Here is a 26,932-nt window from a genome sequence, read left to right as displayed (position 1 = left end):
GATCCGTCCGGCGAGAGACACGACGATGCGCCTGTTCTTCCTCTGCCTCGGCTATGCGAGCCTCGCGCTCGGCATCGTCGGCATCTTCCTGCCGGTCCTGCCGACGACGCCGTTCGTGCTCCTGGCGGTCTGGTGCTTCGCCCGCTCGAATCCCGCCCTGGCCGAAAGGCTCTACAACCATCCCCGCTTCGGGCTTCTGCTGACCACATGGCGCGATCAGAGGGCCATTCCGCGCCACGCCAAGATCTATGCGCTGACGACGCTTGCTCTCTCCTATGCGTTGATCCTGTGGCTGACGGAAAGCCGCATTCTGCCCGTTGTTCTCGCGGCCATTATGGGCGGAGTCGCACTCTACATCGCAACACGTCCGACGCCGCGTGCCGACGCGGATGTCCTGTTCACGGGAACACCGGACCGATAGATTTCCAAACGATATTCGAAAGAAAATCTATGTGCTGCAAGGCTATATAAATGCCTTGTCTGTGCAGAACTTGTCATGTTTGGCCAAGGTTGTGCCATGTTCCGGCCCAGGTTCCGGTTAGGCTGCAAGCTGCACGATTGAAGGAGCCAGATCATGCGCAGCCTCAGCCTGTCAGTTTTCCTGCTCGCTTCCGCCGCAATGCTTGCGCCGCTTCTGGTCGCCATGGCCTATGCTGTCAGCGTGCTGGCTTCAGCTTTGATGTTCCCCTGAAACTTTATCGTTTCTCCCTTTTATTTGGGCAATCACTGGCGGGCTTACGGTTTCTCCTTTGGAACCGCGGTTATGGGCGGGCGTTGGAATGCGATTGTTGAACAGGACTTTATCCGATGAGAAAAATCGTTTTCCTGGCCATGGCCACAATGGGCTCGAGTCTTTTCGTTGCGTCTCCCTCCCTGGCCCAGCCTCAGTTCCAGTTCGGTATCGGGCCTGATGGTCGTCCGCAGTTTGGCGTGCGCGACCCTGAGCAGGAGCGTTACGAACGTCGCGAACGCTGGCGCGAGCGGCGCGAGGAGGATCGCGCCCGCGCCTATGAGGAGGGGCGTCGGGATGCGCTGCGTGACGAGCGCCGCTACGGTGGTTATGAGAGCCGCTGCCGCAACATCATCATTCGCGAGGAGGATGATTGGGGACGCACCGTGACGCGGCGGGTCCGCCGCTGCGACTGACGATCGCCCTGATTCCCGGGCACTGCAGCATGCGATGTCACGCGCGAGGATTCGCGATTTCAGCCGTCAGCTTGGGAAGTTCCTTGGTCATCCAATCCACCATCTGATCGCTGGTCTTCAGATGTGCGGGCATGGGGATGAAAGGGCCATGGGATTCGTAGATCGCCACGGGATCCCGCGCGCCCAGAATAGGATCGAGATCGTCTTCGATCTCCGGCGTGATGGTTCTGCCGCCGAACCATGTGAGCAGCAGCAGGAGCATCCCGACGGCGCCGGCCAGAACGACGAGCAAGGATATTGCCAAGTCTGCCACCGCTGGTTCTTTCCCTGGACTCCGAAAGCGCGTCTTGCCTGATGAGAAGCAGCCTACCACCGAAAGTCCGGCGCTCCAACGCCGTAAAGCGCGCGGCAAAAGGGTGCATCCGCGCGGATTTTCGCAGGTGCGAGGAACCGGGCTCAAGTCCTTGAGGTTGAACTTGCAATTGCCTCACTGGCGCTCGCCGCCATGAGGGGCTCGCAGCGATTCCTGTTGGATGGGAGGCGCTCATGAGAACCTATTATGTGTTCCGGTCCAGCACGACTCCCGAGCTGCGTGGCTTCGCTGACGACGAGGCGGGCGAGAACCTGCCGACCGATCAGGGGCCCTGGGTTCTCGACCACCGGATCGGCCCCGACGATGAATGGAATCTCGACGTGAGCCGGGCGGTCGTGGCCGCGGGGATCATCGAGAACGGCTTCTATCTCTGGGGGCCGATCAACCGTACGGCGGCCTGGCACCCGGTGATCGAGAGCGACCGCGTGGAAGGCACCGCCGTCTTCGATCCGCGGGGCACGCAGATCGGCACCATCAAGCGGTTGCTGATCGAGAAGGTGAGCGGAAAAGTTCTCTATGTCGACATGACCTTCGGCGGCTTCCTAGGGATTGGGGTGCACCACCATAGGATCCCTTGGGACAAGCTGTCCTACGACAAGGATCTCGAAGGCTATCGCACCGACGTGACCGAGGCCCAGGTCCGGGGGGCGCCCGCCTTCTACGGCGACGACCAGGTCTGGCCCGACCGCAAGCGTGAGCAGGAATTGCGGGATTACTGGCACGATATCCCGAGAGGGCCGATCTAAGATGGCCACGCAAGTGAAGGCACAAACCGGCTTATCGGCCTGACGACCGCGCCGGATGCATATTCGCCCACGATACCAGCCATTGGTCGTAGTTCTTTTCAAGAATGCCTTCGTTTTGCCATACCCTGTAAGGATGAAGCGCCCTCGAATTCATTCCATGAAACGTAAAGCGAAGTAACGCGTTTTCTTCCCAGCGACAATACGTGGAGATGGAATGATGAAGAAGTCAGTTTGGCTCCTGGCGGCCGCCTTGATCGGTTCGAGCGTCGTCGTCTCGACGCCTTCATCTGCTCAAGTACAGTTCGGCATCGGCCCCGACGGCCCGAGCGTCCGCGTCGGACCCGATCGTGACCGTTACGAGCGCCGTTACATCGAGCGCCGCCGCGTCTACGACCGCGATGACCTGTCGACCGGCAGCATCGACCGTTGCCGGACCGTGGTGATCCGCGAGGAGAACGACGACGGCGATACCGTCACCCGCCGCATTCGCCGCTGCCGTTAAGTCTCACGATCAGATCCGCGAAAGGTCCGAGAGGAGCATGAGTCTCTCGGGCCTTTCGCATGATCTCATGGGGGCGCTACGCCGCCCGAGCATGCGGCGTCCGGTTCAACTCCACCCCGGACGTGATCGCGGGCGTCACCATGCGCCCACGGCTGATCAGCGCCACCACATGGGCGGCCAGAGCCAGAGCGGCCCGGTCCGACCGTCGGAGCTGCAGGTAAGAGACGTAGAGCCGCATCAGCTCGACCGTGACATAGTGGAAGGCGACCTCCGACCCGCGGGCCAGCCTCATTCGCCGCGAAGCCGTCATGAGCTTGTCGAGGTAGATGGATTGTTCGATGACCGGCTCCGCCAGGAAGCCGCTCAGGCCTCCGAACATGTGCTCGAAATGGTCCCACAGGAGCGCGAGATTCCGGGCCGCCTTGTCCTGCTGGTCCGGGGCAAGCGTCTGGAACTCGGCGAGGAGATCCCAGGCCGGATCGGCTGCCAGCGCCTCCTCCTCTTCGCTGGCGATCGGCAGGAACGGCAGAAGTGCTCGCGAGTGAGAGGCCAGAATCGGCCGAAGCCTATCCCAGGCGACCAGTATCCTGGGCATCACGATCAGGGTCGTGGCGAGAACCGTCTGGTCGAGCATGGCGGCGGCATGCGCAAGCCTCGGACGCGCCGCCTGCCTGCACGTCTCGAGAAAGCGCCAGCGCAGAAGACTCAGCCTTTGGAACTGCTCGAGTTTTTCGATGAGGCCGTTTTGCGGTTGGTGATCGACGGACCAGGGAAAGGTGAACTCACTTCGACGCTGAGGCGGGCTGCTCATGAGGCTGGTGATCCGATCCGCAAATCGTTTGAGACATGCTCGGGTCATACAAGGTCAATCCAGGCAACTTTGAGGCTCCGGCATCCGGTCGGGTAAGTACCTTTGGTCGCAGGGGAATGTTGTCTTATCTAAGGATTCTCGTGAATTCATGAGCCTTGATGCCCTAATCCTCCGGCAGGCGCGCGAACTGGGCGGCGCAGCCTTGAACGACGCCCTGCCATGCTTAAATCCTAGAATGACCCCGATCCGGGCCCCTCTGACGCGAGCCGTGCCGGCCTTTGCGTGATGTCGGATCTTTTCCGATCCGACTGCCGGCGCAGAGGTTGAGAATGCTTCAAGAACTCCTGGCTTCCATCGTCAGCGTGCTGATCGTCGATCCGCTCCAGGCGGACATGAACGAACGCCTGGCCCAGATCCGCGCCCCTCAGGCGGTCATCGCCGACGTGCGAACCTGCGCGGAGGCTTCACTGCCGAAGCTGGCCGACCGGGCGGTCGCCGACCCGCTCTGGGTCGTCAAGGCCACGTTCGACGTCTGGACCGGCCGCACCGCGCCCGAAGAGATCCTCGGCGGCACATCGACCCAATGCGACGCCGCCATCAAGGCCGCGAAAGTTTACCTGGAGAGCCGCGGCGCTTGAGACGGCTGCCGATAGGAACGCCTGACGCAGACCGGAATTCATGCCGAACGCAGCGCATGGGCTGTCGAGGGATGTGAGACGCATCGCGCCGCAACAACAAACGTCCCAGCCGAAGATCAGTCGGCTGGGACGTCTGAATGCGCCGTTTCGGACCCAACAGTCGGTCCAGTCTTAGGTCCGCTGCGTTAGGTCACCAGAAAATCCAGGCTGGTCATCTTCAGGCCTGCGGAGAGCTTGACCACCATGGTCTGCTCCGCCGCGCCGGTACCGTCCTGATCGTAATAGAGGACGCCGTTGGCACGGTCGTAGATGAGGCGGTCGGTTGCGTCATGGGCCTCTGTTCCCGTCCAGAAGGCCGAAGACTTCAACCGGCCTTCGCTTCCCAGGCCCGTGAACACCTTGTTGTTCAGCCAGAACGTGTCATCGGCAACCGAGAAGTCCCGGATGGTGTCCACATCCGCGGCGACTTTCGGAAGCGTGTTGTAGATGAAGGCGTCTTTTCCCGAACCGCCGCTCAGGGTATCCGCACCCGACTCGCCATAGAGACGATCGTTGCCGCTCCCGCCTTTCAGAACATCGTCGCCGAAGCTGCCATAGAGACGATCGTTGCCGCTCCCGCCATCGAGCCTATCGTTGCCGTCGCCGCCGTCCAGGTTGTCGTTGCCGCTGCCGCCGCTCAGAAGATCGTCGCCGTTCCCGCCGTGAAGACGGTCGTTGCCGTCTTCTCCATAGAGGCGGTCGTTGATGTCACGACCATACAGTCGGTCGTTTCCAACACCACCCAGAATCTGGTCGCTGCCCGCCGTTCCGAAGAGAGCGTCGTCGACATTCATGTACTTGAGTTGGCCGTAGAGCGGGACTTCGGATCGGCTCACGTCGCTCGGGAGGCTCGTGCTGAAATCCAGGCCCACGGAATGAAGCACGGATGCGATCACCGAGTTGCTGTTGAGATCATACCCGGGAAGAGCCTTGGCAATGTCATAGCTGTAACGCAGGCCGGCCTTATCGATGTTGGCAGCATGCTGGACCATGACCTGCCAGACATCGTTGGCATCACGTCCGCCGAGATCGAGCACTTTGCGATGCCGCTCCTCGGGGGTGTCGGAGCCGCGCCGGTCCGGGGAGGATGCGAGATCCGCGCCGGCAATCGTTCGAAGGTCGTCGTTGTTCTTGACGGAGCCTCGGATCACTTTCTCGGATAGGACACGCCCCTGTTCGTCGGTTTCGGTCTTGACGAGGTAGAGGTGAAGAAAATTGCTGTCGACGTTCTCGAACTCGACGGGCTTGGCTTCGATGGCGATAACAGTGGGCATTGACTAATTCCCTCAACAACTCGGCGATCCCGAGGCCGCGACAGGGACGGCGAAATCATCAACATCGTTGATCGCCTCGCAGTTCCATCGATCATCATCGAAGGGTTTCTCCGGGGAACGGCTTCAGGCGTCTTGACGGATGCCGACGTCTCGATCCGTCGCCCGTCGCAGCCGGTGATCGTCGGCTCATGGGGGAGGCCCGCAGGGGGGGCCTCGTTCCGGGGGGCGCGGGAGCCACGGAAGGACTTGCCGCAGGCGCAGCATCGAAGGGCCGCCTGATTTTATGCTCAAGGTTAACTGCGGGTTAGCTTTCTGACCGCAGTCTTGAGGCCGAACCCCAAAGGAGCCCCCTCATGCAAACCCTCAAGACGTCCCTTGGCCTCGCCGTGGTTGCAACAGTGCTCGTCCCCTTCGTCACCCTGTCGGCCTATGCGGCCACCATAGTGGCCGCCGCCATGATAGCCCCCTGACGCCTCGCATCGCGTCCGACGGCGGTAGGGGGCTGCATTCAAACGCAATGTCCTCGGATCCAGGCCGTCGCGGTTCCCGGTTCGGGTGCGCGTGGCACAGGCCATCGTCCATGTCTTTACCGGCAGGAGCAGGCAATCCGACCCGCGCGAGAACCCTCGTCGACATTCAGGCCATGCTCGGACCCGGGGATTGCGGGCCGCCGTGAACCACGGCGCTTTCAGCGGTAGCCGGAGGCCTGCAGCTCGAACAGCTCGGCGTAGCGCCCTCCCGAGGCAACGAGCTGTTCGTGCGAACCGGCCTCGACAACCTGCCCGTTCTCCAAAACGAGAATCCGATCCGCCATTCGCACCGTCGAGAACCGGTGCGAGATCAGAACCGCTGTCTTCCCGAGGCTGAGATCCCGGAACCGCTGGAAGACCTCGTATTCCGAGCGGGCGTCGAGAGCGGCTGTCGGCTCGTCCAGGATGAGAATCTCGGCATTCCGCATGTAGGCGCGGGCGATGGCGATCTTCTGCCATTCGCCCCCAGACAGGTCCGCCCCCTCCCGGAACCGCTTGCCGAGCGGCTGGTCATAGCCTCGAGGCAGGCGTTGGATGATCCGGTCGGCGAGGCTGCGCTCCGCCGCCTGCCGGATCCGGTTGCGATCGTCGGTCGCCTCGATCTGGCCCGTTCCGATGTTCTCGCCAGCCGTGAAGTGAAACCGCACGAAATCCTGGAAGATTACGCCGATGTGGCGCCGCAGGTCGGTCAGATCGTATTCGCGCAGATCATGGCCATCGAGAAGGATCCGCCCCTCCGTCGGGTCATAGAGACGCGCAAGCAGCTTCACGATCGTGGTCTTGCCGGCGCCGTTCTCTCCGACCAGGGCCACGACCTCTCCGGCTCTCAGCGTCAGGCTCAGGTGGCGGACCGCCCAGTGATCCGAGTCCGGATACCGGAAGCCGACGTTCTCGAACACGATCCCCGAGCGCAGCGGCTGTGGAAACGGCCGCGGGTCGGGCGGCGAGGCGATGCTCGGGCGGACATCGAAGAAGGAGAACAGATCCTCCAGGTACAGCGCCTGCCCGGCGATCTGGGAAAAGCCCAGAAGCAATCCCTCGAGCAGACCGCGCAGGCGCAGGAACGAACCGGACAGGAACGTCAGGTCGCCGATGCTGAACTCTCCCCGAACGGTCTTCCAGACGATCAGGGCATAGGCCAGGTAATAGGCGCTGGATGCGAGGGCAGCGAAGAGCGTGCCCCATGCGGCCCGGTGGATCGCAAGCCGCCGGTTGTCGGCATACATCCGGTCCGCGAATCCTCTGAAGCGCTCGACCAGGAAGGCATTGAGACCAAAGAGCTTGACCTCCTTCGCGGTCTCGACGCTCGAGCCGAGATAGCGGATGTAGTCGAGCTGGCGCCGTTCCGGGGTGCGGAAGTAGTTGAGCCGATAGCCCTGCGCATTGAAATGCACCTCGCCGACGAAGGCGGGCACGAGCGCCAGGATGATCAGCACAATGAGCCACGGTGCATAGGCGAGCAGGCCGGCGGCGAGCGACAGGACCGTGAGCACATCCTGGATCTGCCCGAAGATCTGGGTCAGGAGGGTCGTTCGCCCGGTCACCTGACGGCGGGCTCGTTCCAATCGGTCCTGCTGGTCGCTGCTCTCGAACTGCTCGAGATCGAGCGTCGTCGCATGCTCCATCAGGCGGATGCTGGCGAAGTTGCTGTACCGTTCGGACAGGAGGCTGTCGACAAGGGTACTGGCTCGCCCGAGGAGATCGGCAAGGATGGCCAGGAGCAGCTCCAGAAGGACCAGCCCACCGAGACCATCAAGCCGGCCGCTGCCGATCCAATCGCCGAGGCTTACGCCCGGCGATGGAAGCTGGGGCTGGGCTACGACCTCATCGATGATGAGCTTGCCGATATAAAGGACCATAATGGGCAGAGCTGAACGGGCCAGCCGCAGCCCGAAGCTGGCGATCGTGAGCCTTGGGCTTGACTGCCAGACAAGACGAAACAGAGACGGGATATGACGCAAGGCGCCGACCCGCTCGCGCAGGGGACGGCTTGAGGGAAAAACGGAAACGGCCATCGCCCTTAAGATGGGAGCTCACGGCCTCCTCGACCATGGCTATGGGGGCGTGATTGCAGGAGGTTGGGTCGTTCTCGACGGCATGGGCAGGCGGGCAGGGCATTGCCCTGCCGACTCCGCTTCGTCCAAGGGCATGACGGCCCTCGGCTGCGACATGGCCCGAGCGATGCAGAGCGGGCGATCCCTGAAGCTCGGCGAAGTTGGCTGGCAGTTCAGTCCAGGGAGATCAGCCGCGTCGTTTAGGTCTCCGTGTATACCACTGCGGTATTCCACGGCGAAGCGTAAGCTCTTGATCGCGCGCGGCTTTTAGTAAAGGCGCTCTTTTAGAGGGCCTTGGTGGAGCTGAGGGGATTCGAACCCCTGACCTCTGCAGTGCGATTGCAGCGCTCTCCCATCTGAGCTACAGCCCCGGTCGATTGAATCGAGCCAAGTGGCGGACGTTTTAGGCCTCTCGGCTTCGGTCTGTCAATCGGCCCGTGCGGGGCGGGGGAGGGCTTTCCGGCGGGATTCGGCCATGGGTCGAAGCGGTTATGGGTTGTTCAGCCCCGCTTCAATCGCTACATGAGCGAAGCCGATCCCCCGACAGGTTTCCCATGCGCCTAGGACTTTCGGACCTCTACCCCTCTAAACAAGTCAGTTCATCACAGCGCTGACACTACCCGATTCCTTCGATCACACAAAGCTATCGGGAGCCGATCAGAGCTTCCCGGTTTGGAGGCTTGCCACAACGAGTGTGGCAAGAACTGTGGCAAATTGTAATCTTAGTACGGGTGAGTGAAGCTGGACCGATAGGCACGCTCCGAACTACATTACACAGAGGTAGTCAGTGTCTGGGGCGTAGAGATGGACATCCAAAGATGGGGGATACTCGAGTGGGAGAGGGCAAGAGGCTGTTACGCCTATCCCCCGGCCCGTCTCGTTCGGTCACCCGATAAAGGCGTAGCTTCATTGCGTTATGCCAATTTGGCACTTACCAAAGATTTCTCCCTCATCCCGTCGGCGGATCGGCACACACTCGACACGTTCCACTCGGAACTACTGTGGGCCAATAGCTTCGAGGACAACCTCCATGGTGTCCTGTCCGTCGTTTATTGGGGTAACTACGCCGGTTCGGATCCAAAGAAAGGCCCAAATGGGTTTGCCCTTGCTCGAACCAAGTGGATGGTAGATGGCAAGTCTGGAAGGCCGAAGCCCTCCATGAGTACGCTAGAAATAGCTATCCGAAACGGGCGCACTCACCTGAAGGAGGGGCGACTCGATCAAGCCCTCAAAGCATTGATGGACATTCCATACCTGGGTATGTCCTTTGCCTCTAAAGTTCTGATGTTTCTCGACCCTAGACAGGCTGTGATCTACGACAGCAAAATTGGTGAGAAGATCACTCGGCTTGCTCAACTCGATAGCACGTGGGGATCCAGAGTCGTGAATGTGGGTCTTGGCTATACCAGATCAAAGGGTAATGCTTACACGTCATGGTGTAAGTTTTGCATCGACAAAGCGGCGGAACTGAACGCCAAGGGGGCCACTTGGTCCGAGGCCAAAGGTGTGAGGCGAGATTGGAGAGCCGTAGACGTGGAACGCTCTATCTTCGCTTTGAACTGAATGCCACATCAGTGCCCAATTCCATCAAGCCAGTACGCTTTCAGGGTGTGAAGCGATGAGTAAACATACGCCTCCTACTTTAGGGGCTGATTCCTTCAACTGTCCTCACTGTGGTGCATTAGCCCATCAGCAATGGCTCAAGCTTTGGGCGGAGCCTTTTGAACGCACCGTTCGTCCTCGAATAGCCGATGAAAAGACTTCCGATACTGTCCGACACTCTTTAGAGTTTAGCGAAGAAAGGAAGCAACAGCTTCTGGAATGGCTTGAACAATCTCGATCCAAACGGCCTTTCTTAGAGAAACACGACTCATCAACATTTCCACGAGATGAGTTCCACAATCTTTGGGCTAGTAGGTGCTTTAGCTGTCGAGAGATTACCGTATGGGTCGGGGACAGGATCACCTACCCTGATGTAAAGTTGTCAGTCGCTCCGAGTGAGGATCTACCATCAGACGTAAGGGCTGACTTTGAAGAAGCCGCAATCATTGTCGAACACTCACCACGGGGAGCGGCGGCACTCCTCCGTCTCGCCATTCAACGGCTCTTAAAGCATCTTGGCGAGAAGGGAGACAACATCAATGAGGATATTGCCTCATTGGTGAAAAAGGGACTGAATCAACGAATCCAGCAAGCATTAGATATCGTCCGTGTGATCGGGAACAATGCCGTTCACCCTGGACAGGTTGACCTTCGAGATGATCGGGAAACAGCGGTCAAGCTATTCGGTCTTGTGAACTTGATAGTCGATCAGATGATTACCCAACCTAATCAGATCGACTCCATGTTCAATGGACTTCCTGAAGGTGCCAGGAAGTCCATTGAACGTCGTGATCAATAGATCCTGGTAAGACTGGAACTTTGAACGAGCGAAGCGAGTGAAACTTGGTGAACGAAGTGAACCAAGCGGAAACCGCTGATAAACTAGCTACATCAAGGCCTGGAGATCGACTCTCATTAGGAGCCTTGGGCTTGCTGGTATCAACTTTGGCTTGAGCCTTCACGTTAGTGAAACGGCCGCTTTGCGGCCGTTGCTTCGCATATTCTAGAGGGAACGTATGTTATTAGGATCATCATTGGGATCCAAGTATTTGATCCATGTTTGAAGACACACTTTCCCTGTCACGGGAAAAGTGTGTCTCCGGGTTTGATCCACGTCCCGATAAACACTCCTCGTTAGCACAACCTCTGAAGGTAACGGGGCGTCAGCCTGTCTCCGTTTTACGTGCCGCTTCCTGTATCTCTACGCTGGCGGGGTCGATCGGCGCTAGCGAGGCAACGGCCCGATCGAGATGGTGTTGTGAGTGGCCACAGAGCACCAATGCTGTCTTTCGACTTCAATCACGAAGCTGTCCTCGCTTTGTGGAAAGCGTAGGACAGTGCCCAACCGTTAGGCCGTCAACAGTTACCATCCGTTACCCGGAGTTGTTGTTGGAGGGCTTATGAAGCTGGCTCCCTCAAGCCAGGGACGAGAGTCCACGGTTCTTGTAAGTATTTAGACACCAGCTACTCGTGAGCTGTGACATTTGTATAATACATCATAACATAATAGATGTCAAGTGAAAGGCTTGGCCTACAACTTTTCGCTATGCGCCTAACCTTAAGAGAACTCGTCCAATCACATCTAATTTCTTGTTCATTGCATCCTGTCTCTCACGATCCGACTTTGCTCGGTCATATTGCTGTTGAGCTAGGCGAAACGAAACTTCGTCTATACGATGGGTTGCCGAAGCATACGCCGATAGGCCTTCGTCGATTGGACCGAAGAGGTCTTCTTCGATCTGTGCTTGCTGTTGCAGATCTTCATGGTCGAGCGATGCTACATCCGAGCCATCCTCCTTTGTGTTCTGGTCGTAATAGGTCCTGAACGGTATCAATTTTTTTATCCACTTCGGTGCCAGTCGGTAGGTCGATCTAGCTTCAGATTTGAGTCCGCACGATACCCGCTGTGTGTTTCGTGCTTCTACCTTTCTATGTAGGCGTCTCACCTGGGTGTACTTCAGCGAAACACGTGCACGAGACATATCAAGCGTCTCATTAGGCTTGACTCTTGATTTGCGAGACACGATTGTAGAGCGGTCTAGAGTCTAATGAGACAGATTGAGGGACGATGCCGACATACGGGTACGCAAGAGTTTCATCCAGCGATCAGAATCTGACACTTCAAGTCGAAGCCTTAACGAGAGCCGGATGTGAAGTCGTTCGCTCGGAGAAAGTTACCGGCACCACTCGTGAAGGCCGTACGGAACTGTCCACACTCCTGGATTTCATCCGAGCTGGCGACATTCTGATGGTCACACGGATTGACCGCTTGGCACGGTCCGTCGCCGACCTTCAGGACATCGTGCGGATGCTGAAGTCGAAAGGGGCATCTTTAAAGGCCACCGAACAGCCAATTGATACCAGCACAGCGGCGGGTAAGGCGTTCTTGGACATGCTGGCGGTCTTTGCGGAGTTTGAAACCAACCTACGGCGTGAACGTCAAATGGAGGGCATTGCAAAAGCGAAAGCTCAAGGCGTGTATCGGGGGAGGAAGCCTACGATTGACGTGAGCCAAGTTCAGGCCCTGAAGGACCAGGGCCTAGGGGCATCAGTAATTGCAAAGCGTCTTGGTATTGGTCGTGCGTCTGTCTATCGAGTTCTTGAGCGGCAAGTCTAGTCAACCTTGCCTGAGAACTATCACGCTCCATTCAGGGCCAAAATTCGTCTCGCCTCTGTCTCACGACAGAATAGGAGCGGAACGCCAGCCGAGCCTTGCAGGTTGAGACTACGGATGAAAGATCTCCAAGTGCCTCAACCAAATTACCACGTGACACAGGTGAGCTGTGGCCGACGATAACCTCTCGCAACCTGAGATCATCTGAGAACGGGGCGAAGTACAATCCCGCCTTCACCTCGTCTTCATCCTCAATTTTTAGGAAGCACCGAACCTCATTCTCGTATCGCCAGTGGCGAAACTTGGTCGAGAGGATCTGTTTGATATGCTCCGTAGCCGGTTCTCCTAAACCCTTCAATACAGCCATGTCTGGCTTCGGGAGTTGTGCCTTGTAGATGACCGGCGTCAGGACATCGTCTGGCACGTCGAAGCCTAGGCACAAGCCACGATGTCGGTCAGCATAGTGGCTCCATTGAACAGGGTTCTTCCAATCTCGACTGAAGCAAAGAAGGCCGAAGGCTTGAGCAAGTTTATTCTTCAATGACCTGAAGGCGCTACGAACAGCCGGGTCAGGCGAGTCAACACCAAGCTCGAATGGATCATTGAGATCGTTGAGAGTAGCGATCTTGAGCCGCCGTCGCTTGATATCTTCAAGGCCGTACTCTTGGTTTACAAAGTGGTAGACCCGCATGGCGTTCGTTCTTGTCGGCGGTCGAGATAAGAAGTTAGACAGCAACTGATTTGGTATATAAGACGTAGGTCAAAGGGCAACTTCCTTTTGGGTTCGCTATGAAAAGCCGGTTTGTCGGATACTATCGTCCTAATGATGCCGAGTTCAAAGCACTTTGGGACCAGTGTCTTTTCGTGCCTGATACAAATGTGCTTCTCCACCTTTTTCGATACGGTGAGAATACACGAAATCAGGTGTTCGAAACATTCAATGCATTCAAATCTAGATTATGGATTCCATATCAAGTCGGCCTAGAGTTCCACCGTCGATGGAGAGAGATCGATTACAAGAATAGGTCAGCTTACAAAGACCTAACGGATAAGCTCACTACCGCTGGCAACAGCATGAAGGCATTATTTAACGATTATAACCGTCACCAGTTAATCGATGCCGATGCCGAGAAAGCGGCGATTGACAAGTTCATTTCTGAACGTTGTAGACGGCTTGAGGAACTTAGCAATCAACATCCAAACCCGGATGATGCACTTGGGATTCTTAATCGTATTTCCGATCTCATTGGCGATCAGGTTGGTGAGCGGCTAACTGAGAAGGAACTTGAGGCGATCTATAAAGAAGGCGAATCCCGTTATAAAAGGAAAATACCACCCGGATTTCGAGATGCGTCGAAGCAAGACGCTGACGTTTATGGTGACCTTGTTATCTGGAAAGCAATGCTCTCAAAGGCGAAGGCCGACCAGTGCCCCATTATCTTCGTCACAGACGATCTCAAAGATGATTGGTGGCATGAATTTAAGGGTGAAAAAGTAGGCCCTCGACCTGAACTTCTTGAGGAATTCAGATGGGAGACAGGACAGTCTTTCTATATGTACAGCTTGGGCTCTTTCATAGAACAGGCCGGGAACTACCTTAATAAAGTCATTGACGAGAGCGCAATAAAGGAAATCGAGGAAGACGAGAGCGCTCAAAAAGCATCAATTAGCTTGGAAAAGCATTTGGATGACGTCTTGGCTCAGGAGGATATGAATAATAACTTGCGTGATTTTTATCTGGGAATTATCGCCAAGAATAATCCCGATATAATATGGAACGATAGTTATTTTTCGGAAGCAAAAGATTTAAAAAACTTCCGATGGGCATGGAACGAGCACTTAAATAACAAGCAAATGCTTGATACTCATCGGGCCGCACTCGATAATGAGCTTCTCTTTTTGGAACACCGTGAAGCCGTACTTCAAAGTGAACTCGCACAATGGACTCCGCAGAAAGGCAAGTTATCTTTCGATGCTATTTGGAAGGAGTTGAACAGCATTCGTCAACGAATAAGCCTCATCAGGCATAAGAAATAGGATTTTTCTTGGCGCTGAGTGGGTATATCAACTCAACTTCATAGGCCCGCCAAAGCCTAATGCTTCTCCACTGATTGAGTTGGTTGAAGGATAAACCGATCCGTTAGGAAGCTAACGATCTTGGTGATCTGGTCTTTTGGAAGCATAAGCCCAACGGGTCCGAACTTCGGATGGTTGAACGCAAAGAGAGCAACTGCTGGAGGAGATACTCGGATACACCACTTTGCATTTGCAACCGTGCTGATAGTGGTCTCGTCGCTTTCAAGGTCAGGCTGTGCTTGCTCTGAAACCATTTGGCTTCTCGCATTGCCGAGTTCGCTAATGAGCCTATCAAGCTCGTTAAGCTCAAGTATGAGCCGCTGTGATGGCCGCCCAAGGGCCGCTAGCTCTATTGCCATCACCTTCCTGTCCTGAGCGACTTGGATCGTGATCTCAAAATCCGGCATAGCTTGGACCTCAAAGGGGTCTTAGTTCTAGCCCTAACTGGCGGCTTTTTCATGCCCCGTCTTGAACTCGGAGGTATCAACAGGCATCCACAGCCTCACCAATATGTTCTCCTTTTGTTCTAATTTTATGATAAGCTCTAGAACATGATTTGGGAGAACGAAAGTGAGATTGCCCCGCCTGTCTCTACGTATCTGGAAGCTTCTCGACGCTCACGCTGAAGGGCCGTTGGCCGTCGGAGCCCTAGTCCTCATCGTGCTAGCGCTCTTGTTGATGAAGTATATTGCCGACTTATGAGCCTGGGGAGGAACTTGGACAAGGCGTAACCGTTAGCTTTTTGAGTTTCATGGTCCCTCTGGAAGACTTAAGAGCCCGACGGTTATCCCATCGGGCTCCCTTCTTTTGAGGATCAACCAACTATCATTTTGGCCAACTTTTCGGCCACCTTCTCCGGTCTTAGGTGGGTGTAGCGGCTCAACATTCGTGGATCTCGGTGACCACTTATCAGAGCCACTTCAGGCACAGTGAGGCCATACTCGAAGAACCGGGAAACAGCTTCGTGCCTGAGATCATGAAGGCGAAGATCTTCTAGACCAGCTCTTTTCCTTAGCCTTTCCCATGCCAATCGAACGGCATTAGGCGTCACCGGGAAGACCCGATCGTCCTTCCTCTCCATGGATGACAAAATGTCGACAGCCTTGGGAGTAAGAGGGATTGTGCGTGGGTGGCCGTTTTTGGTCTTCAGAATGCGGACGGTTCGAGCGGCTAGGTGAACGTCCCGCCACCGGATCGACAGAAGCTCCCCTCGGCGCATTCCAGTCTCGATAGCTAAGGTGATTAGTGGCCGAAGATACCACACAGAATCGGTCATGGCGGAGGCTAGGCGTTGTGTCTCCCCGTTCTGAAGCCGTCGTTCACGTGCTCTTTGCTCCCTTGGTAGTGTGATTTGCTGAACCGGATTTGTATTGATTGGTAAACCCCACTCTCGCTTCGCCAATTCGAAGCAATGTTGCAGGATAGCAAGCTCCCGCCTCACTGATCCTGGTTGAACGAGCTTGAGACGGTCATCTCTGTAGGACGTGACGACTGACGGTGAGATCTTATTGAGGGATGCCTTCGAGAGAGGATGGGCTAAGAGGGTCCGTAACCGGTAGCGTTCCGGTTCAGCACCACGTTTAGCTGTTGTTACTGTATCACGATAGCGACATAACAGGTCGCCAATGGTCATGCATTTGAGGAGTTGGGTGTCCGGGCCAAGCTCATCTCGGTCAATGAGCCTCTCTTTGTCTCTTGCCCATGCAACAGCATCAGAATGGGCGGAAAAGCTCTTGGTCAGGCTAGGAAAGCCTTTGCGTCGGACTTGGACTTCCCATGAGGTCCCACGCTTGCGGATGGTTGCCATATTGTTCGTCTCACCGTTGTGGCACAGGTGTGGCGAACTGAAATTGTCTAGCTGGTAGGGGGCTTCAGGCTGCTAAGGAAAGAACAATCGAAGCAACATCTTAGCTTTTTCAAAAGCCGAGCCGGATTGATTCTCAATCCATGTTGTGCGATTGCAGCGCTCTCCCATCTGAGCTACAGCCCCGGTCGATTGAATCGAGCCAAGTGGCGGACGTTTTAGGCCTCTCGGCTTTGGTCTGTCAATCGGCCCGTGCGCGGCGGGAGAGGGCTTTCCGGCGGGACTCGACCCTGGGGCGAAGCGGTTATGGGTTGTTCAGCCCCGCTTCAATCGCTACATGAACGAGGCCGATCCCCCGACAGGTTTCCCATGCGCGCGCTTCTCAACGTCATTCTGCTGGCCCTGCAGCTCTATACCTATCTCATCGTCGCCTCGGCGATCCTGAGCTGGCTGGTGGCCTTCAACGTGGTCAACACCCGAAACGATGTAGTCCGCTCGATCTGGAATTTCCTCGATGCGGTGACCGAGCCGGCCCTGAGGCCGATCCGGAACATCCTGCCCAATCTCGGGGGCGTCGACATCTCGCCCATCATCCTGATCCTGCTGATCATTTTCATCCAGAACCTGATCGTCGACTACCTGATGCCGATCGCCTTCTAGAAAGGAGCCGGGTTTGGCCTCGCATGTGGCCTGGAGCATCCGTCCCGATGGGCTCGACATCCGGGTGCGCGTGACGCCCCGGGGCGGGCGGGATGCCATCGACGGTCTCGAGGTCCTGTCGGACGGCAGGCCGGTGGTGAAGGTCCGGGTCAGGGCCGTGCCGGAGGATGGGGCCGCCAACGAGGGCGTCCGGCGCCTGCTGGCCAAGGCCCTGAAGGTTCCGGCCTCGGCGGTGAGCCTCGCGGCGGGCGCCACCGCCCGACTGAAGACGTTTTCGATCGCGGGCGAGGGGGAGGCGCTGGCCGCCGCCCTTGCCGAACTGACAGGACGGACCCATTCATGAGCGCCACGATCATCGACGGAAAAGCCTATGCCGAGGGATTGCGGTCCCGCATCGCCGGAGCGGTCGGAACCCTGGCCGGCCAGGGCGTCACGCCCGGTCTCGCGGTGGTCATCGTCGGCGAGGATCCGGCGAGCCAGCTTTACGTGAAGAACAAGGCGCGCCAGACCGTCGAGGTCGGCATGGGCTCCTTCGAGCACAAGCTGCCGTCCTCAACCGGCGAGGCGGAGCTGCTCGACCTCGTCGCCCGGCTCAATGCCGATCCGGCGGTGGACGGCATCCTCGTGCAACTGCCCCTGCCGAAGCAGATCGACGCGCAGAAGGTGCTCGAGGCCATCGATCCGGCCAAGGACGTGGACGGTTTCCACCCGATCAATGCCGGGCGGTTGATGACCGGGGTGCCGGGCCTCGTCTCCTGCACGCCGCTGGGCTGCCTCCTGCTGGCGCAATCGGTGCGGCGGGATCTCGCCGGGCTCAACGCCGTGGTGCTCGGGCGCTCCAACATCGTCGGCAAGCCCATGGCGCAGCTGCTCATCGCCCAGAGCTGCACGGTGACGGTGGCCCATTCGAAGACCCGCGATCTCCCGCAAGTCTGCCGCAACGCCGATCTCCTCGTGGCCGCCGTCGGTCGCCCCGAAATGGTGCGCGGCGACTGGATCAAGCCTGGCGCCATCGTGATCGACGTGGGCATCAACCGGGTGCCGAACCCGGCGGCCGGCGAGGGCAAGACCAAGGTGGTCGGCGATGTGGCCTTTGCGGAGGCGGCCCAGGTCGCGTCCGCCATCACGCCGGTGCCGGGCGGCGTCGGCCCCATGACCATCGCGTGCCTGCTGCGCAACACGCTCGAGGCCGCCTGCCTCCGCAGGGGGCTTACGATGCCGGCGGTGGATTTCGCCACTCCCTGAGCGCGCCGGGCCTCCTGGATGAGCGCGGAGGCCGGCGGCTGCTATGACCGATACAGATCCGCCCGCGACGGCGGCAGGCCTGACGGGCCGCGGGTGCGCTTGGACACGAGGGTCTGGTTCACGCCCACGGCCGCGCGCTCGAAGGCGAGCGAGCAACCGGCGAGATAGAGCAGCCACATCCGGGTCTTTTCAGGTCCGACGAGCGCCTCCGCCTCCGCCCGGCGGGCGTTGAGGTTTTCCCACCACAGGCGCGTGGTGCGCTGGTAATGCTCGCGCCAGCCCTCCACGTCGTGCACCTCGAAGCCGTGGCGTTCGAGATTGGCCACCGACATGCCGAGGTGGTCGAGCTCGCCGCCGGGGAAGATGTAGCGGGTGAGCGCCTTGTATTCGGGCTTGAGCTTCCGGAACGCCCTGTCGCTCTTCTTCGCCCGTCTGGCGATGGTGTGGTGCAGATAGAGCCCGCGCGGACGAAGCAGGCGATGCACGGCGCTGAAATAGGCCGGGTGGTTCCTGATGCCCACATGTTCGAACATCCCGATGGAGGAGATCTTGTCGAACTCGCCCCCCATTTGCGTGAAGTCCTTCACCAGCACCTCGACGCGATCCTGTAGGCCTAGGCGCTGCACCTTCGCTCGCGCCAGCGCGGCCTGCTCCTCGGCGAGCGTCACGCCGGTAGCCTTCACGCCGTAATGCTGCGCCGCGTGGCAGATGAGCGCCCCCCAGCCGCAGCCGATGTCGAGCAGGCGCTCGCCGGGTTTCAGCCGCAGCTTGCGGCAGATCATGTCGAGCTTGTCCCGCTGTGCGCGGGCGAGGTCGTCGTGCCAGTCCGGCTGGAAATACGCGCAGGTATAGACCATCTCCGGGTCGAGGAAGAGCTCGTAGAACGCGTTCGACACGTCGTAATGGTAGGCGACGTTCTGCTTGTTGGTCTGAGGCTTGCCGTCGCGGGCATCCGGCTTGTCCTCGACCCGGGCGAGCGGGCGCGGCATGGCGGCGGGCGCGCGCAGAAAGTGGTAGGCGACTTTCAACGCCTTGAGCTTGCTCAGGCTCTTCAGGCGCCGACCGGCCTTCTGCGGGCGCTGGGAGGCGAGATCGAAGATGGTGCCGTTCTTGAGATCCAAAAGGCCCGCCACATAGGCGTTGAGGGCGGTATCGAGATTGGGGCGGCGCAGGAGAGCCGCGATCACGCTCTCGCGCCGGATGACGAGGCGCATGGCGTAGGAAGGCAGGTCCGCCGGGACCGTCGAGCCGTCCCATAATTCGAAGCCGAACTGGAGGTCGAGCGCGCGATGCGCCTCGCCCAACAGATCCCGGAACATCCCCAGCCGTGCCGTCTCGCCCGTCCCAGCCATGAGCCCTCCCTTTCAGGGCAAGGTAGCGGCAGGGCGGCGCGGGAACAACCGGTGCTTTCGCGGTCGGCCTCTCCTTCAACGCTTAATTCGCCAAGGTTCATTGCGCCCAGGTTCAGTTTGTCAAGTCGGACAGGTGCCGGAGCTTCTCGGGGTTGCGGACGATATAGATCCCGACGATGCGACCGTCCTCGATGTCGAGGGTCGTGGTCTGCACGATGCCGTCCTTCTCGAGGGTGACGAAGCCGGGCAGGCCGTTGATCAACCCCTTGTAGAGAACGGGAGGCAACTGGCCGTCAGCCTTGCGCGCCACGCCCATGAAGAGGCCCGACACCCGGCGGAGGCCGAAGAGCGGGTTGAGGGCCGCGTTCCGGACGCCGCCGCCATCCGTGTAGGCGACGACGTTTTCCGCCAGGAGGCTCTGCAGCGCGGTCAGATCGCCGCTGCGGGAGGCCGCGAAGAAGGCATCGGTCATCCGCTCCCCTTCCGCCCGGTCGACAGGATAACGCGGCCGGTCGGTCCGTACGTTCCTGCGCGCCCGCGCGGCCAGCTGGCGGCAGGCCGCGGGATCCCGGTCGAGGGTCGCGGCGACCTCCTCGAAACCGAGCCCGAACACGTCGTGCAGGAGAAAAGCCGCGCGCTCCAGGGGCGAGAGCCGCTCCAGGGCCAGCATCAGGGTCAGGGACAGATCCTCGCTCATGTCCTCGTCCCCCGCCGTTTCCAGGACCGGCTCGGGCAGCCAGGGCCCGATATAGGTCTCGCGCCTGACCCGCGCCGATTTGAGGATGTCGAGGCACAGGCGCGTCACCGTCCTGGACAGGAAGGCGCCCGGCTCGCGGATCGCGGTGCGGTCCGTCTGGTGCCAGCGGATATAGGCCTCCTGCACCACGTCCTCGGCCTCCGCGAGGGAGCCGAGCATGCGATAGGCGAGGCGGACCAGCCCCGGCCTGAGGGGCTGGAACCGGTCCGCCGCGTTACCGTCAGGCGGCAGCACGGCTCGCCCCGACCGGATGGATGGACCGGAAGCCGATGGCCAGCCGGTTCCAGGTGTTGATCGCGCCGATCAGCAGGGTCAAGTTGACCTGCTCGGCAGGGGTGAAATGCCTGGTCAGCTCCTCGTAATCCGCGTCGGGAGCGTGCGTCTCGGCCACCAGGGTCAGGGCCTCCGTCCAGGCGAGCGCCGCCCGTTCCCGGTCGTTGTAGAGCGGCGATTCCCGCCAGGCATCGAGGAGATAGAGGCGCTCCTCCGTCTCGCCGGCGGCGCGGGCATCCTTGGTGTGCATGTGGATGCAGAAGGCGCAGCCGTTGATCTGAGACGCGCGGGTCTTCACCAGCTCTATCAGGCTGTGCTCCAGCCCGCTGTTCTTCAGGATCTTCTCCAGCTCCACCATGGGCTTCAGGGCGCCGGGAGCGACTTCGAAGGGCATCAACCGGGCTTTCAACATCGTCTTCGTCCTCGTGTCTTGGGTTGCTGACGATGCCAAGACGAGGCAGCGATCCCGAATGTGACATGCCGGTGCGAAATTCTTCTAAAAATCGCTCGCGATGCCCTTCACTTCCCAGTCCTCGTAGCGGACGGGCTCGAGGCCGCCGCGGCCCTGGAGCTCCTTCTGCCGGGCGATCTCGGCCGCGCGGGCATCGATGTCGAGGCGCCGCCGGGCGGCCTCCTCCAGGGCCCGCCGGGCGGCGGGCGACAGGGGCTTGCCGGGGGCCGCGCCTTCGATGGGTTCGGCCGGAGGGGTATTGTCGTTCGTGCTCATGAGAGGCCTTATGCCAGATTGCCCTCTTGGGAGGGAGCTGGACCGTTCCCACATTAGGGGCAAAGGATGGATGTCGCGCTGACCACGAGGTGGAGACCCCGATGAACACCGTCAAGACCGGAATGCTGCTGGCGGGCCTGATGGCCCTGTTCGGCGTCGTCGGCTATTTCCTGGGCGGTGGCACCGGCATGATGATCGCGCTGGGCTTCGGCCTGGCGACCAACCTCTTCGCCTATTGGAACTCGGACCGGCTGGCGCTCGCGGCGCATCACGCCGTCGAGGTGGACGAGCGCACCGCGCCCGAACTGGTCCGGATGGTGCGCGATCTCGCGGCGCGCGCCGGCCTGCCCATGCCCCGGGTCTACCTCATCGACAATCCGCAGCCCAACGCCTTTGCCACCGGGCGCAACCCGGAGAACGCGGCGGTCGCCGCCACCACGGGCCTCCTCAACATGCTTTCCCATGACGAGGTGGCCGGCGTGATGGCGCACGAGCTTGCCCACATCAAGAACCGGGACACGCTCATCATGACCGTGAGCGCCACCATCGCCGGCGCCATCGCGACCCTGGCGCAGTTCGGCTTCCTCTTCGGCGGCCGGGGCGAAAACCGGCCGAACCCGATCGTGATGATCGGCACCGCCCTCCTGGCACCCCTCGCTGCCATGATCATCCAGATGGCGATCAGCCGCTCGCGGGAATACGACGCCGACCGGATGGGCGCCCAGATCTGCGGCCAGCCGCTGTCGCTCGCCTCGGCGCTGGCGCGCATCGCGGGCGGCGTGGCGCAGATCCCGAACCCCGATGCGGAGCGCCGCCCCGCCACCGCGTCGCTCTTCATCATCAACCCGCTCTCGGGCCAAGGGGTGGACAACCTGTTCTCGACCCATCCCGCGACGGAAAACCGGATTGCGGCCCTGCACGCTTTGGCGCAGGAGATGGGCGCGCAGGCGCAGCCGTCCGGCTTCTTCGCGCAGAGTTCATCGAGTCCGTGGGGTTCCGTCAGGGGCCCTGGCGGCGGCCCGGCCGGCACCCGCCGGGGGCCTTGGGGATAATATTTTGGATCAAATGAGCGAACAGGCGGGCCTCGGGCCCCGCCGCCTGGCCTGGATGGCGGTGACGGAGACCCTGAAACGGCGCGTGCCGCTCGACGATGTCATGGAGGAGCTGTCCCGCGCGGAGAACCTCTCCACCCGCGACGAGGCGCTCGCCCGCGCCATCGCCATCGTGACCTTCCGTCGGCTGGGCACCCTCGGCCACGCGCTGCGCGAGCGGCTCAACAAGCCGCCCAAGGACGAGCGCCTGATGCATCTCCTCGCCATCGGGGCGGCGCAGATCCTGTTCCTCGACGTGCCGGACCATGCGGCCGTCGACAGCGCCGTCGAGCTCGCCCAAGGCGACCCCAAGCTCCATCACGCCGGCGGCTTCATCAACGCGGTCCTGCGCCGGGTCGCCCGCGAGCGCGAGCAGATCCTGGCCGAGAACGATCCCTGGCTCGACACCCCCATCTGGCTGGAGGAGCGTTGGATCGCGCAATACGGCGAACCGCTGGCGACGAGAATCGCCGAAGCGCACCGCTCCCTCGCCTCCGTCGACCTGACCGTGAAGAGCGGCCAGGAGGCCTGGGCCGAGCGTCTCGGAGGCGTTCTCCTGCCCACCGGCAGCATCCGCCTCAAGGAGCGCACCGCCATTCGCGAGCTGCCCGGTTTCGAGGACGGCGAATGGTGGGTGCAGGATGCGGCCGCGGCCCTCCCGGCCCGCCTGCTCCAGGCGAAGCCCGGCGAGCGCATCGCCGACCTCTGCGCCGCGCCCGGCGGCAAGACCGCGCAGCTGGCCGCCGCCGGCGCCGAGGTTCTCGCCGTCGACCGCTCGGCCAAGCGGCTGGAGCGGCTGGAGGAGAACCTCGCCCGCCTGCATCTCAAGGCCGAGACCCGTGCGCTCGACGCGGAAAAGCTCGACGCGGAGCCCTTCGACGCCATCCTGCTCGATGCTCCGTGCTCGGCCACCGGCACCATCCGTCGCCATCCGGACGTGGCCTGGACCAAGGGCGAGGAGGACATCCGCAAGCTCTCCGGCCTTCAGGCCCGCCTGCTCGACAAGGCGGCGAACCTGCTGAAGCCCGGCGGACGGCTGGTCTATTGCACCTGCTCGCTGGAAGCCGAGGAAGGCGAGCGGCAGGCGGAGGCCTTCCTTGCCCGCCATCCCGCATTCGCCCGCAAGCCCATCGCCCCCGACGAGATCGGCGGCCTGACCGAGTGCATCACTCCGCAGGGCGACCTTCGCACCCTGCCGAGTCAGCTTGCCCTTGCGGAACACGACCGCAGCGGCCTCGACGGCTTCTTTGTCGCACGGTTTGTGCACAAGGGATCGTCAACAGGGTGAACGATCCCTTACCTGTTGTTAACCGGTCAGCAGGAACTCCTCACCTAAGTTGGCTGAGATTTGAGCGAACAAGGGGAGCACCACGGGTGGATTTCGGGCCGGATCGCTGGCGACTGTACGGGCTTGCCGCACGCGAGGCAGGCCGTGCCGTGCGCGAAAGTGCGGTCTGGAGCCTGTCCAGGCTCTCCAGCGCGCCCGTGCCCACGCGCCTGCTCTTCGCCCCTCAGGACCTGCGTACGGCCGACCCGACCATCGCCACCGACATCTATTCCGGTTTCTTCGCCTTTTCCGGCCGTGCCATCACCACCAGCGGGCGCTCGCCCTTCGCCTTCGCGCCGCCGAGCCGCGCCTGGGGCCAGGCGCTCTACGGCTTCGGCTGGCTGCGCCACCTGCGGGCCGCCGGCACGGCGCTCGCCCAGGCCAATGCCCGCTCCCTGGTGGACGAGTTCGTCACCTCCAAGCTCGGCGACAAGCGCCTCGCCTGCAGCACCGAGATCACGGCGCGCCGGCTCATGTCCTTCATCAGCCAGTCGCCGCTGATCCTGGAAGGCGCCGACCACGCCTTCTACCAGCGCTTCCTGAAGCTCATCGGCCAGCATGTGCGCACCCTGGAGCGCCAGGTCCGCGCGGGCGCCCTGCCGTTCCAGCAGCTCATGGCGGCCATTGCGCTCTGCTATGCGGGCCTGTGCTGCGAGGGCCTCGACCGGAACCTGCGCCGCGCGAGCCGCCTGCTCGCCCGCGAACTCGAACGGCAGATCCTGGCCGATGGCGGGCATGTGAGCCGCAACCCGCGCATCATGGTCGATCTTCTGTTCGACCTTCTGCCCCTGCGCCAGATGTTCGCCAGCCGCGAGGTCGATACGCCCGACGCCCTGCTCCATGCCGTCGACCGCATGCTCCCGATGGTGCGCCTGTTCCGGCACGGGGACGGCACTCTCTCCCATTTCAACGGCATGGGCGTGACTGCCGCCGACCATCTGGCGACGCTGCTCACCTATGACGACATGCGCAGTCAGCCGATCCACCATGCGCCCCATTCCGGCTACGAGCGCCTGGAGGCCGGGCGCACCCTGGTCGTCGCCGATGTGGGCGCCCCGCCGCCGCGCCCGCTCTCGCAGGATGCGGGCGCCGGCTGCCTGTCCTTCGAGTTCTCGAGCGCCGCGCAGCGCATCGTGGTGAATTGCGGGACGCCCTATATCGCGGGCGATCCGATCATCCAGGCCTCACGTTCGACGGTGGCGCATTCCACCGCGTCCATCGACGACGTCTCGTCCTGCCAGATCGTCGACAAGAAGGGCAATTGGCTGCAGCGCCGTATGTCCGCCTGGATCCTGCGCCGGATCGGCCCGGTGGTCCTCAATGGGCCGGAGCGTGTGAATGCGGAGCGCTCTGAGCGCGAGCACGTCCAGATCCTCGGCGCCAGCCACGACGGCTACAAGGCCCGCTTCGGCATCACCCACGAGCGGCGCTGGCAGCTCGCACCCAAGGGCAACGTGCTGGAGGGCGAGGATCATTTCTGGAGCGAAGGCGGTCAGGCCGGGACAGTGCAGGCCATCATCCGCTTCCATCTGGCGCCCGGAATCAGGGCAAGCCGCGCGCAGAACGGCCGCGTGGTGATGCTGGTGCTGCCCAACCGCGAAGCCTGGCAGTTCTCGGCCGCTCCGGTCGAGGCGGAACTGGAGGACAGCGTGTTCCTCGCCACCGCCGAGGGCATGCGCCGCACGGAGCAGATCGTGCTCACCGTCCGGCCCGGCGAAATGCCCTCCGTCCGCTGGCGCTTCGAGCGCCTGGCGCGCAGCTACGGCGCGGAGCAGCCCGCCGAGCAAGCGCCGGAGCTGATCTGATCCTTCATTCGTTCGCCTCGGGCGGCAGGAAGTCGACCTCGTGCTCGGCGGAGAGCTGCAAAATCCGGGGGATGTCGCTCAGGTCGTGCAACGCGTCGAACAGAGCCTCCAGCCTGCCCGCGGGGGACACCCAGAACAGGGCGCGTGCCGGTGTGCCCGACTTGTTGAAGTAGCCATGCGGAACGCCCCGCGGCATGCGCACGAGATCGCCCACCTTGGCCTTGCTCCAGACGCCGTCGAGCTTCAGGTCGAGCTCGCCTTCGAGCACCAGAATGAACTCGTCCTGCGTGGGATGGATGTGAACGGGCACGTATTGTCCCGGATCGCTGTTGGTCTCGAACGCGAAGCTGGAGCCGCAGGAAGCCTTCGGAAAATACAGCTGGCCCAGGATGTTCCAGGACTTGCCGCCAAATCCCTCACCCGCCCGTGTGATGCCCTTTTCCAGGTCGCTCATTTCTATCCCCTGTTTGCCTGACACTTGTGGTCCGGCAGCATGACCGGACGGAATTTGCGCACGCAAATGGGCATCCGGGGTACAATCGGGACAGCGTCGTCAGGGCATCTCCGCAAGAGAACTGAGCAAGTCCCGAGCCGATCTGCTAGGATGCGCCAGCGTTGCGTTCCGATCCCTCGATGCGATTGGGGCCGATCATGTCCTCCAGGTTTCATGCGAAGAGTGCCGAGGCCTACGAACAGCTCATGGGCCGCTGGAGCCGGAGGTTGGCGGGCCCGTTCCTCGACTTCGCGGGTCTGGAAACGGGCGAGCGGGTGCTCGATGTCGGGTGCGGCACGGGCAGCCTGACTTTTATCCTGCCGCAGGTGGCCGATGTGGGCCGCATCGACGCGATCGATTATTCCGACGTCTACGTGGCAGCCGCGAGGGAGAAAAACTCCGATCCCCGGATCTCCATTGCCCAGGGGGATGTCTGCGATCTTGCTTTCGACGACGGTGCGTTCGACCGGACGCTCGCCCTCCTCGTTCTCCATTTCGTTCCGGAAACGGAGCAGGCCCTGCGTGAGATGTGCCGGGTGACGCGGCCCGGCGGAACCGTGGCGGCCGCCGTCTGGGACAGTTACGGCGGCATGCCCGTTCAGCGCATGTTCTGGGACACTGCGGCCGCCTTGGATTCTTCCGCATCGGCGATCCGGGGCGAAAACTACTTCAAGCCGCTCACGAGGCCTGGTCAGATGGAGGCGCTCTGGGCCGACAGCGGCCTCGTCGCTGTCGCCGAGATCCCGCTCATGATCCGCATGGAGTTCCGGAATTTCGCGGATTTCTGGAGCCCCATCGCGGCCGGCGAGTCGCCGCTCGGCAAATACGTGACCGGGCTCGACGACGACAAACGCGCGGCCTTCGCGGGCGGACTGCGCGCCGCCTACGAGGGAGGCAGGCCCGACGGGCCGCGCTCCTTCGCGGCCGTGGCCCTGGCCTGTCGCGGCACCGTGCCGGAGGCGGGGCATCGGCGGTAAGGCGGCCATGCAGGCG

The 26,932-nt window shown here is 61.0% G+C and carries 28 protein-coding genes and 1 tRNA gene; 16 read left to right on the top strand and 13 right to left on the bottom strand.

Going from position 1 to position 26,932, the window contains the following annotated elements:
- The first annotated feature begins 25 nt into the window (after window positions 1-25).
- Window positions 26-421, top strand: a complete 396-nt coding sequence (locus H0S73_RS02670; RefSeq protein WP_181050706.1) for a YbaN family protein — start codon at window positions 26-28, stop codon at window positions 419-421.
- Between the two features lie 386 nt (window positions 422-807).
- A complete protein-coding gene (locus H0S73_RS02665) occupies window positions 808-1,146 on the top strand; it encodes a hypothetical protein (RefSeq protein ID WP_181050705.1) in 339 nt (112 codons plus the stop codon).
- A gap of 37 nt (window positions 1,147-1,183) precedes the next feature.
- On the opposite strand, the gene H0S73_RS02660 is transcribed toward H0S73_RS02665, so the two are convergent.
- Window positions 1,184-1,450, bottom strand: a complete 267-nt coding sequence (locus H0S73_RS02660) for a hypothetical protein (protein ID WP_181050704.1) — start codon at window positions 1,448-1,450, stop codon at window positions 1,184-1,186.
- A 242-nt stretch (window positions 1,451-1,692) separates the two neighbouring features.
- Between H0S73_RS02660 and H0S73_RS02655 the strand changes: the two genes are divergently transcribed.
- Window positions 1,693-2,265 carry a PRC-barrel domain-containing protein gene (locus H0S73_RS02655; protein WP_181050703.1) on the top strand — a complete coding sequence of 191 codons (573 nt, stop codon included), beginning with the start codon at window positions 1,693-1,695 and terminating at the stop codon, window positions 2,263-2,265.
- Between the two features lie 217 nt (window positions 2,266-2,482).
- Window positions 2,483-2,767 carry a hypothetical protein gene (locus H0S73_RS02650; RefSeq protein WP_181050702.1) on the top strand — a complete coding sequence of 95 codons (285 nt, stop codon included), beginning with the start codon at window positions 2,483-2,485 and terminating at the stop codon, window positions 2,765-2,767.
- Window positions 2,768-2,843: 76 nt separating this feature from the next.
- Here the strand turns inward: H0S73_RS02650 and H0S73_RS02645 are convergent, their stop codons facing one another.
- The gene (locus H0S73_RS02645; RefSeq protein ID WP_181050701.1) at window positions 2,844-3,578 is read right to left on the bottom strand and encodes a hypothetical protein; all 735 of its coding nucleotides are present in this window, start codon (window positions 3,576-3,578) and stop codon (window positions 2,844-2,846) included.
- A 329-nt stretch (window positions 3,579-3,907) separates the two neighbouring features.
- Here H0S73_RS02645 and H0S73_RS02640 point away from each other — a divergent pair, with 329 nt between their 5' ends.
- Window positions 3,908-4,216 carry a hypothetical protein gene (locus H0S73_RS02640; protein ID WP_181050700.1) on the top strand — a complete coding sequence of 103 codons (309 nt, stop codon included), beginning with the start codon at window positions 3,908-3,910 and terminating at the stop codon, window positions 4,214-4,216.
- 185 nt (window positions 4,217-4,401) lie between these two features.
- Here H0S73_RS02640 and H0S73_RS26045 read toward each other — a convergent pair whose 3' ends face one another.
- The 3 genes from H0S73_RS26045 to H0S73_RS02625 form a co-directional block, all read right to left on the bottom strand.
- A complete protein-coding gene (locus H0S73_RS26045) occupies window positions 4,402-5,529 on the bottom strand; it encodes a calcium-binding protein (protein ID WP_181050699.1) in 1,128 nt (375 codons plus the stop codon).
- Between the two features lie 688 nt (window positions 5,530-6,217).
- On the bottom strand, window positions 6,218-8,074 hold the full coding sequence (locus tag H0S73_RS02630; RefSeq protein WP_181050698.1) for an ABC transporter ATP-binding protein: 1,857 nt from the start codon (window positions 8,072-8,074) through the stop codon (window positions 6,218-6,220).
- A 334-nt stretch (window positions 8,075-8,408) separates the two neighbouring features.
- A tRNA-Ala gene (locus H0S73_RS02625) sits at window positions 8,409-8,484 on the bottom strand.
- 538 nt (window positions 8,485-9,022) lie between these two features.
- Here H0S73_RS02625 and H0S73_RS02620 point away from each other — a divergent pair.
- The 3 genes from H0S73_RS02620 (at window position 9,023) to H0S73_RS02610 (ending at window position 12,332) form a co-directional block, all read left to right on the top strand.
- Window positions 9,023-9,676: an 8-oxoguanine DNA glycosylase OGG fold protein gene (locus H0S73_RS02620; RefSeq protein ID WP_181050697.1), complete on the top strand. Its 654-nt coding sequence runs from the start codon at window positions 9,023-9,025 to the stop codon at window positions 9,674-9,676.
- 55 nt (window positions 9,677-9,731) lie between these two features.
- Entirely contained in the window at window positions 9,732-10,514 is a 783-nt protein-coding gene (locus H0S73_RS02615; RefSeq protein ID WP_181050696.1) for a DUF4145 domain-containing protein, read from the top strand.
- 1,269 nt (window positions 10,515-11,783) lie between these two features.
- A complete protein-coding gene (locus tag H0S73_RS02610; RefSeq protein ID WP_181050695.1) occupies window positions 11,784-12,332 on the top strand; it encodes a recombinase family protein in 549 nt (182 codons plus the stop codon).
- 31 nt (window positions 12,333-12,363) lie between these two features.
- On the opposite strand, the gene H0S73_RS02605 is transcribed toward H0S73_RS02610, so the two are convergent.
- Entirely contained in the window at window positions 12,364-13,020 is a 657-nt protein-coding gene (locus tag H0S73_RS02605) for a DUF2971 domain-containing protein (protein ID WP_181050694.1), read from the bottom strand.
- Between the two features lie 98 nt (window positions 13,021-13,118).
- On the opposite strand from H0S73_RS02605, the gene H0S73_RS02600 reads away from it, so the two are divergent.
- Window positions 13,119-14,366 (top strand): PIN-like domain-containing protein, encoded by a 1,248-nt coding sequence (locus tag H0S73_RS02600; protein ID WP_181050693.1) that lies wholly within the window; start codon window positions 13,119-13,121, stop codon window positions 14,364-14,366.
- A 56-nt stretch (window positions 14,367-14,422) separates the two neighbouring features.
- Here H0S73_RS02600 and H0S73_RS02595 read toward each other — a convergent pair whose 3' ends face one another.
- Entirely contained in the window at window positions 14,423-14,812 is a 390-nt protein-coding gene (locus tag H0S73_RS02595) for a hypothetical protein (RefSeq protein WP_181050692.1), read from the bottom strand.
- A 407-nt stretch (window positions 14,813-15,219) separates the two neighbouring features.
- Entirely contained in the window at window positions 15,220-16,038 is an 819-nt protein-coding gene (locus tag H0S73_RS26040) for a tyrosine-type recombinase/integrase (RefSeq protein ID WP_281369187.1), read from the bottom strand.
- 540 nt (window positions 16,039-16,578) lie between these two features.
- On the opposite strand from H0S73_RS26040, the gene H0S73_RS02585 reads away from it, so the two are divergent.
- Genes H0S73_RS02585 through folD form a run of 3 tightly spaced genes read left to right on the top strand, consistent with a single transcriptional unit; the run spans window position 16,579 to window position 18,114 of the window.
- Entirely contained in the window at window positions 16,579-16,869 is a 291-nt protein-coding gene (locus H0S73_RS02585) for a YggT family protein (protein WP_009493530.1), read from the top strand.
- A 25-nt stretch (window positions 16,870-16,894) separates the two neighbouring features.
- The gene (locus tag H0S73_RS02580) at window positions 16,895-17,212 is read left to right on the top strand and encodes a DUF167 family protein (RefSeq protein ID WP_181054215.1); all 318 of its coding nucleotides are present in this window, start codon (window positions 16,895-16,897) and stop codon (window positions 17,210-17,212) included.
- Window positions 17,209-18,114 carry a bifunctional methylenetetrahydrofolate dehydrogenase/methenyltetrahydrofolate cyclohydrolase FolD gene (folD, locus tag H0S73_RS02575; protein ID WP_181050690.1) on the top strand — a complete coding sequence of 302 codons (906 nt, stop codon included), beginning with the start codon at window positions 17,209-17,211 and terminating at the stop codon, window positions 18,112-18,114. The genes H0S73_RS02580 and folD overlap by 4 nt, the downstream gene beginning before the upstream one ends.
- Before the next feature lie 41 nt (window positions 18,115-18,155).
- On the opposite strand, the gene H0S73_RS02570 is transcribed toward folD, so the two are convergent.
- The 4 genes from H0S73_RS02570 to H0S73_RS02555 all read right to left on the bottom strand — a co-directional run bounded on the left by H0S73_RS02570 (window position 18,156) and on the right by H0S73_RS02555 (window position 21,223).
- Window positions 18,156-19,466: a class I SAM-dependent methyltransferase gene (locus H0S73_RS02570; RefSeq protein ID WP_181050689.1), complete on the bottom strand. Its 1,311-nt coding sequence runs from the start codon at window positions 19,464-19,466 to the stop codon at window positions 18,156-18,158.
- Window positions 19,467-19,578: 112 nt separating this feature from the next.
- Complete coding sequence (locus H0S73_RS02565) at window positions 19,579-20,457, bottom strand: RNA polymerase sigma factor SigJ (protein ID WP_181050688.1); 879 nt, start codon at window positions 20,455-20,457, stop codon at window positions 19,579-19,581.
- Window positions 20,444-20,854, bottom strand: a complete 411-nt coding sequence (locus H0S73_RS02560; protein ID WP_484502645.1) for a carboxymuconolactone decarboxylase family protein — start codon at window positions 20,852-20,854, stop codon at window positions 20,444-20,446. Before H0S73_RS02560 ends, H0S73_RS02565 begins: the two co-directional genes overlap by 14 nt.
- A 138-nt stretch (window positions 20,855-20,992) precedes the next feature.
- Window positions 20,993-21,223 (bottom strand): DUF1674 domain-containing protein, encoded by a 231-nt coding sequence (locus H0S73_RS02555; RefSeq protein WP_181050686.1) that lies wholly within the window; start codon window positions 21,221-21,223, stop codon window positions 20,993-20,995.
- A gap of 101 nt (window positions 21,224-21,324) precedes the next feature.
- Here H0S73_RS02555 and htpX point away from each other — a divergent pair, with 101 nt between their 5' ends.
- From htpX to H0S73_RS02540, 3 genes are all read left to right on the top strand, one after another.
- The gene (gene htpX / locus H0S73_RS02550) at window positions 21,325-22,275 is read left to right on the top strand and encodes a zinc metalloprotease HtpX (protein ID WP_181050685.1); all 951 of its coding nucleotides are present in this window, start codon (window positions 21,325-21,327) and stop codon (window positions 22,273-22,275) included.
- A 13-nt stretch (window positions 22,276-22,288) separates the two neighbouring features.
- On the top strand, window positions 22,289-23,602 hold the full coding sequence (locus H0S73_RS02545) for an RsmB/NOP family class I SAM-dependent RNA methyltransferase (protein WP_181050684.1): 1,314 nt from the start codon (window positions 22,289-22,291) through the stop codon (window positions 23,600-23,602).
- 86 nt (window positions 23,603-23,688) lie between these two features.
- Window positions 23,689-25,446, top strand: a complete 1,758-nt coding sequence (locus tag H0S73_RS02540) for a heparinase II/III domain-containing protein (protein ID WP_181050683.1) — start codon at window positions 23,689-23,691, stop codon at window positions 25,444-25,446.
- A gap of 4 nt (window positions 25,447-25,450) precedes the next feature.
- On the opposite strand, the gene H0S73_RS02535 is transcribed toward H0S73_RS02540, so the two are convergent.
- Window positions 25,451-25,900, bottom strand: coding sequence for a cupin domain-containing protein (locus H0S73_RS02535; protein ID WP_181050682.1), 450 nt, complete (start codon window positions 25,898-25,900; stop codon window positions 25,451-25,453).
- Between the two features lie 197 nt (window positions 25,901-26,097).
- Between H0S73_RS02535 and H0S73_RS02530 the strand changes: the two genes are divergently transcribed.
- Window positions 26,098-26,916 carry a class I SAM-dependent methyltransferase gene (locus H0S73_RS02530; protein ID WP_181050681.1) on the top strand — a complete coding sequence of 273 codons (819 nt, stop codon included), beginning with the start codon at window positions 26,098-26,100 and terminating at the stop codon, window positions 26,914-26,916.
- Window positions 26,917-26,932 lie beyond the last annotated feature (16 nt).

The organism is Microvirga mediterraneensis, from assembly GCF_013520865.1.
In the GTDB taxonomy this organism is placed as follows: Bacteria; Pseudomonadota; Alphaproteobacteria; order Rhizobiales; family Beijerinckiaceae; genus Microvirga; species Microvirga mediterraneensis.
This window is presented reverse-complemented; position numbering and strand designations above follow the sequence as displayed.

Excerpts from the sequence above, each read along its gene's own strand:
- H0S73_RS02670 (WP_181050706.1), top strand. The coding sequence starts at position 26 with ATGCGCCTGTTCTTCCTCTGCCTCGGCTATGCGAGCCTCGCGCTCGGC.
- H0S73_RS02665 (WP_181050705.1), top strand. The coding sequence starts at position 808 with ATGAGAAAAATCGTTTTCCTGGCCATGGCCACAATGGGCTCGAGTCTT.
- H0S73_RS02655 (WP_181050703.1), top strand. The coding sequence starts at position 1,693 with ATGAGAACCTATTATGTGTTCCGGTCCAGCACGACTCCCGAGCTGCGT.
- H0S73_RS02650 (WP_181050702.1), top strand. The coding sequence starts at position 2,483 with ATGAAGAAGTCAGTTTGGCTCCTGGCGGCCGCCTTGATCGGTTCGAGC.
- H0S73_RS02645 (WP_181050701.1), bottom strand. The coding sequence starts at position 3,578 with ATGAGCAGCCCGCCTCAGCGTCGAAGTGAGTTCACCTTTCCCTGGTCC.
- H0S73_RS02640 (WP_181050700.1), top strand. The coding sequence starts at position 3,908 with ATGCTTCAAGAACTCCTGGCTTCCATCGTCAGCGTGCTGATCGTCGAT.
- H0S73_RS26045 (WP_181050699.1), bottom strand. The coding sequence starts at position 5,529 with ATGCCCACTGTTATCGCCATCGAAGCCAAGCCCGTCGAGTTCGAGAAC.
- H0S73_RS02630 (WP_181050698.1), bottom strand. The coding sequence starts at position 8,074 with ATGGCCGTTTCCGTTTTTCCCTCAAGCCGTCCCCTGCGCGAGCGGGTC.
- H0S73_RS02615 (WP_181050696.1), top strand. The coding sequence starts at position 9,732 with ATGAGTAAACATACGCCTCCTACTTTAGGGGCTGATTCCTTCAACTGT.
- H0S73_RS02610 (WP_181050695.1), top strand. The coding sequence starts at position 11,784 with ATGCCGACATACGGGTACGCAAGAGTTTCATCCAGCGATCAGAATCTG.
- H0S73_RS02605 (WP_181050694.1), bottom strand. The coding sequence starts at position 13,020 with ATGCGGGTCTACCACTTTGTAAACCAAGAGTACGGCCTTGAAGATATC.
- H0S73_RS02600 (WP_181050693.1), top strand. The coding sequence starts at position 13,119 with ATGAAAAGCCGGTTTGTCGGATACTATCGTCCTAATGATGCCGAGTTC.
- H0S73_RS02595 (WP_181050692.1), bottom strand. The coding sequence starts at position 14,812 with ATGCCGGATTTTGAGATCACGATCCAAGTCGCTCAGGACAGGAAGGTG.
- H0S73_RS26040 (WP_281369187.1), bottom strand. The coding sequence starts at position 16,038 with ATGACCATTGGCGACCTGTTATGTCGCTATCGTGATACAGTAACAACA.
- H0S73_RS02585 (WP_009493530.1), top strand. The coding sequence starts at position 16,579 with ATGCGCGCGCTTCTCAACGTCATTCTGCTGGCCCTGCAGCTCTATACC.
- folD (WP_181050690.1), top strand. The coding sequence starts at position 17,209 with ATGAGCGCCACGATCATCGACGGAAAAGCCTATGCCGAGGGATTGCGG.
- H0S73_RS02570 (WP_181050689.1), bottom strand. The coding sequence starts at position 19,466 with ATGGCTGGGACGGGCGAGACGGCACGGCTGGGGATGTTCCGGGATCTG.
- H0S73_RS02560 (WP_484502645.1), bottom strand. The coding sequence starts at position 20,854 with ATGGTGGAGCTGGAGAAGATCCTGAAGAACAGCGGGCTGGAGCACAGC.
- H0S73_RS02555 (WP_181050686.1), bottom strand. The coding sequence starts at position 21,223 with ATGAGCACGAACGACAATACCCCTCCGGCCGAACCCATCGAAGGCGCG.
- htpX (WP_181050685.1), top strand. The coding sequence starts at position 21,325 with ATGAACACCGTCAAGACCGGAATGCTGCTGGCGGGCCTGATGGCCCTG.
- H0S73_RS02545 (WP_181050684.1), top strand. The coding sequence starts at position 22,289 with ATGAGCGAACAGGCGGGCCTCGGGCCCCGCCGCCTGGCCTGGATGGCG.
- H0S73_RS02535 (WP_181050682.1), bottom strand. The coding sequence starts at position 25,900 with ATGAGCGACCTGGAAAAGGGCATCACACGGGCGGGTGAGGGATTTGGC.
- H0S73_RS02530 (WP_181050681.1), top strand. The coding sequence starts at position 26,098 with ATGTCCTCCAGGTTTCATGCGAAGAGTGCCGAGGCCTACGAACAGCTC.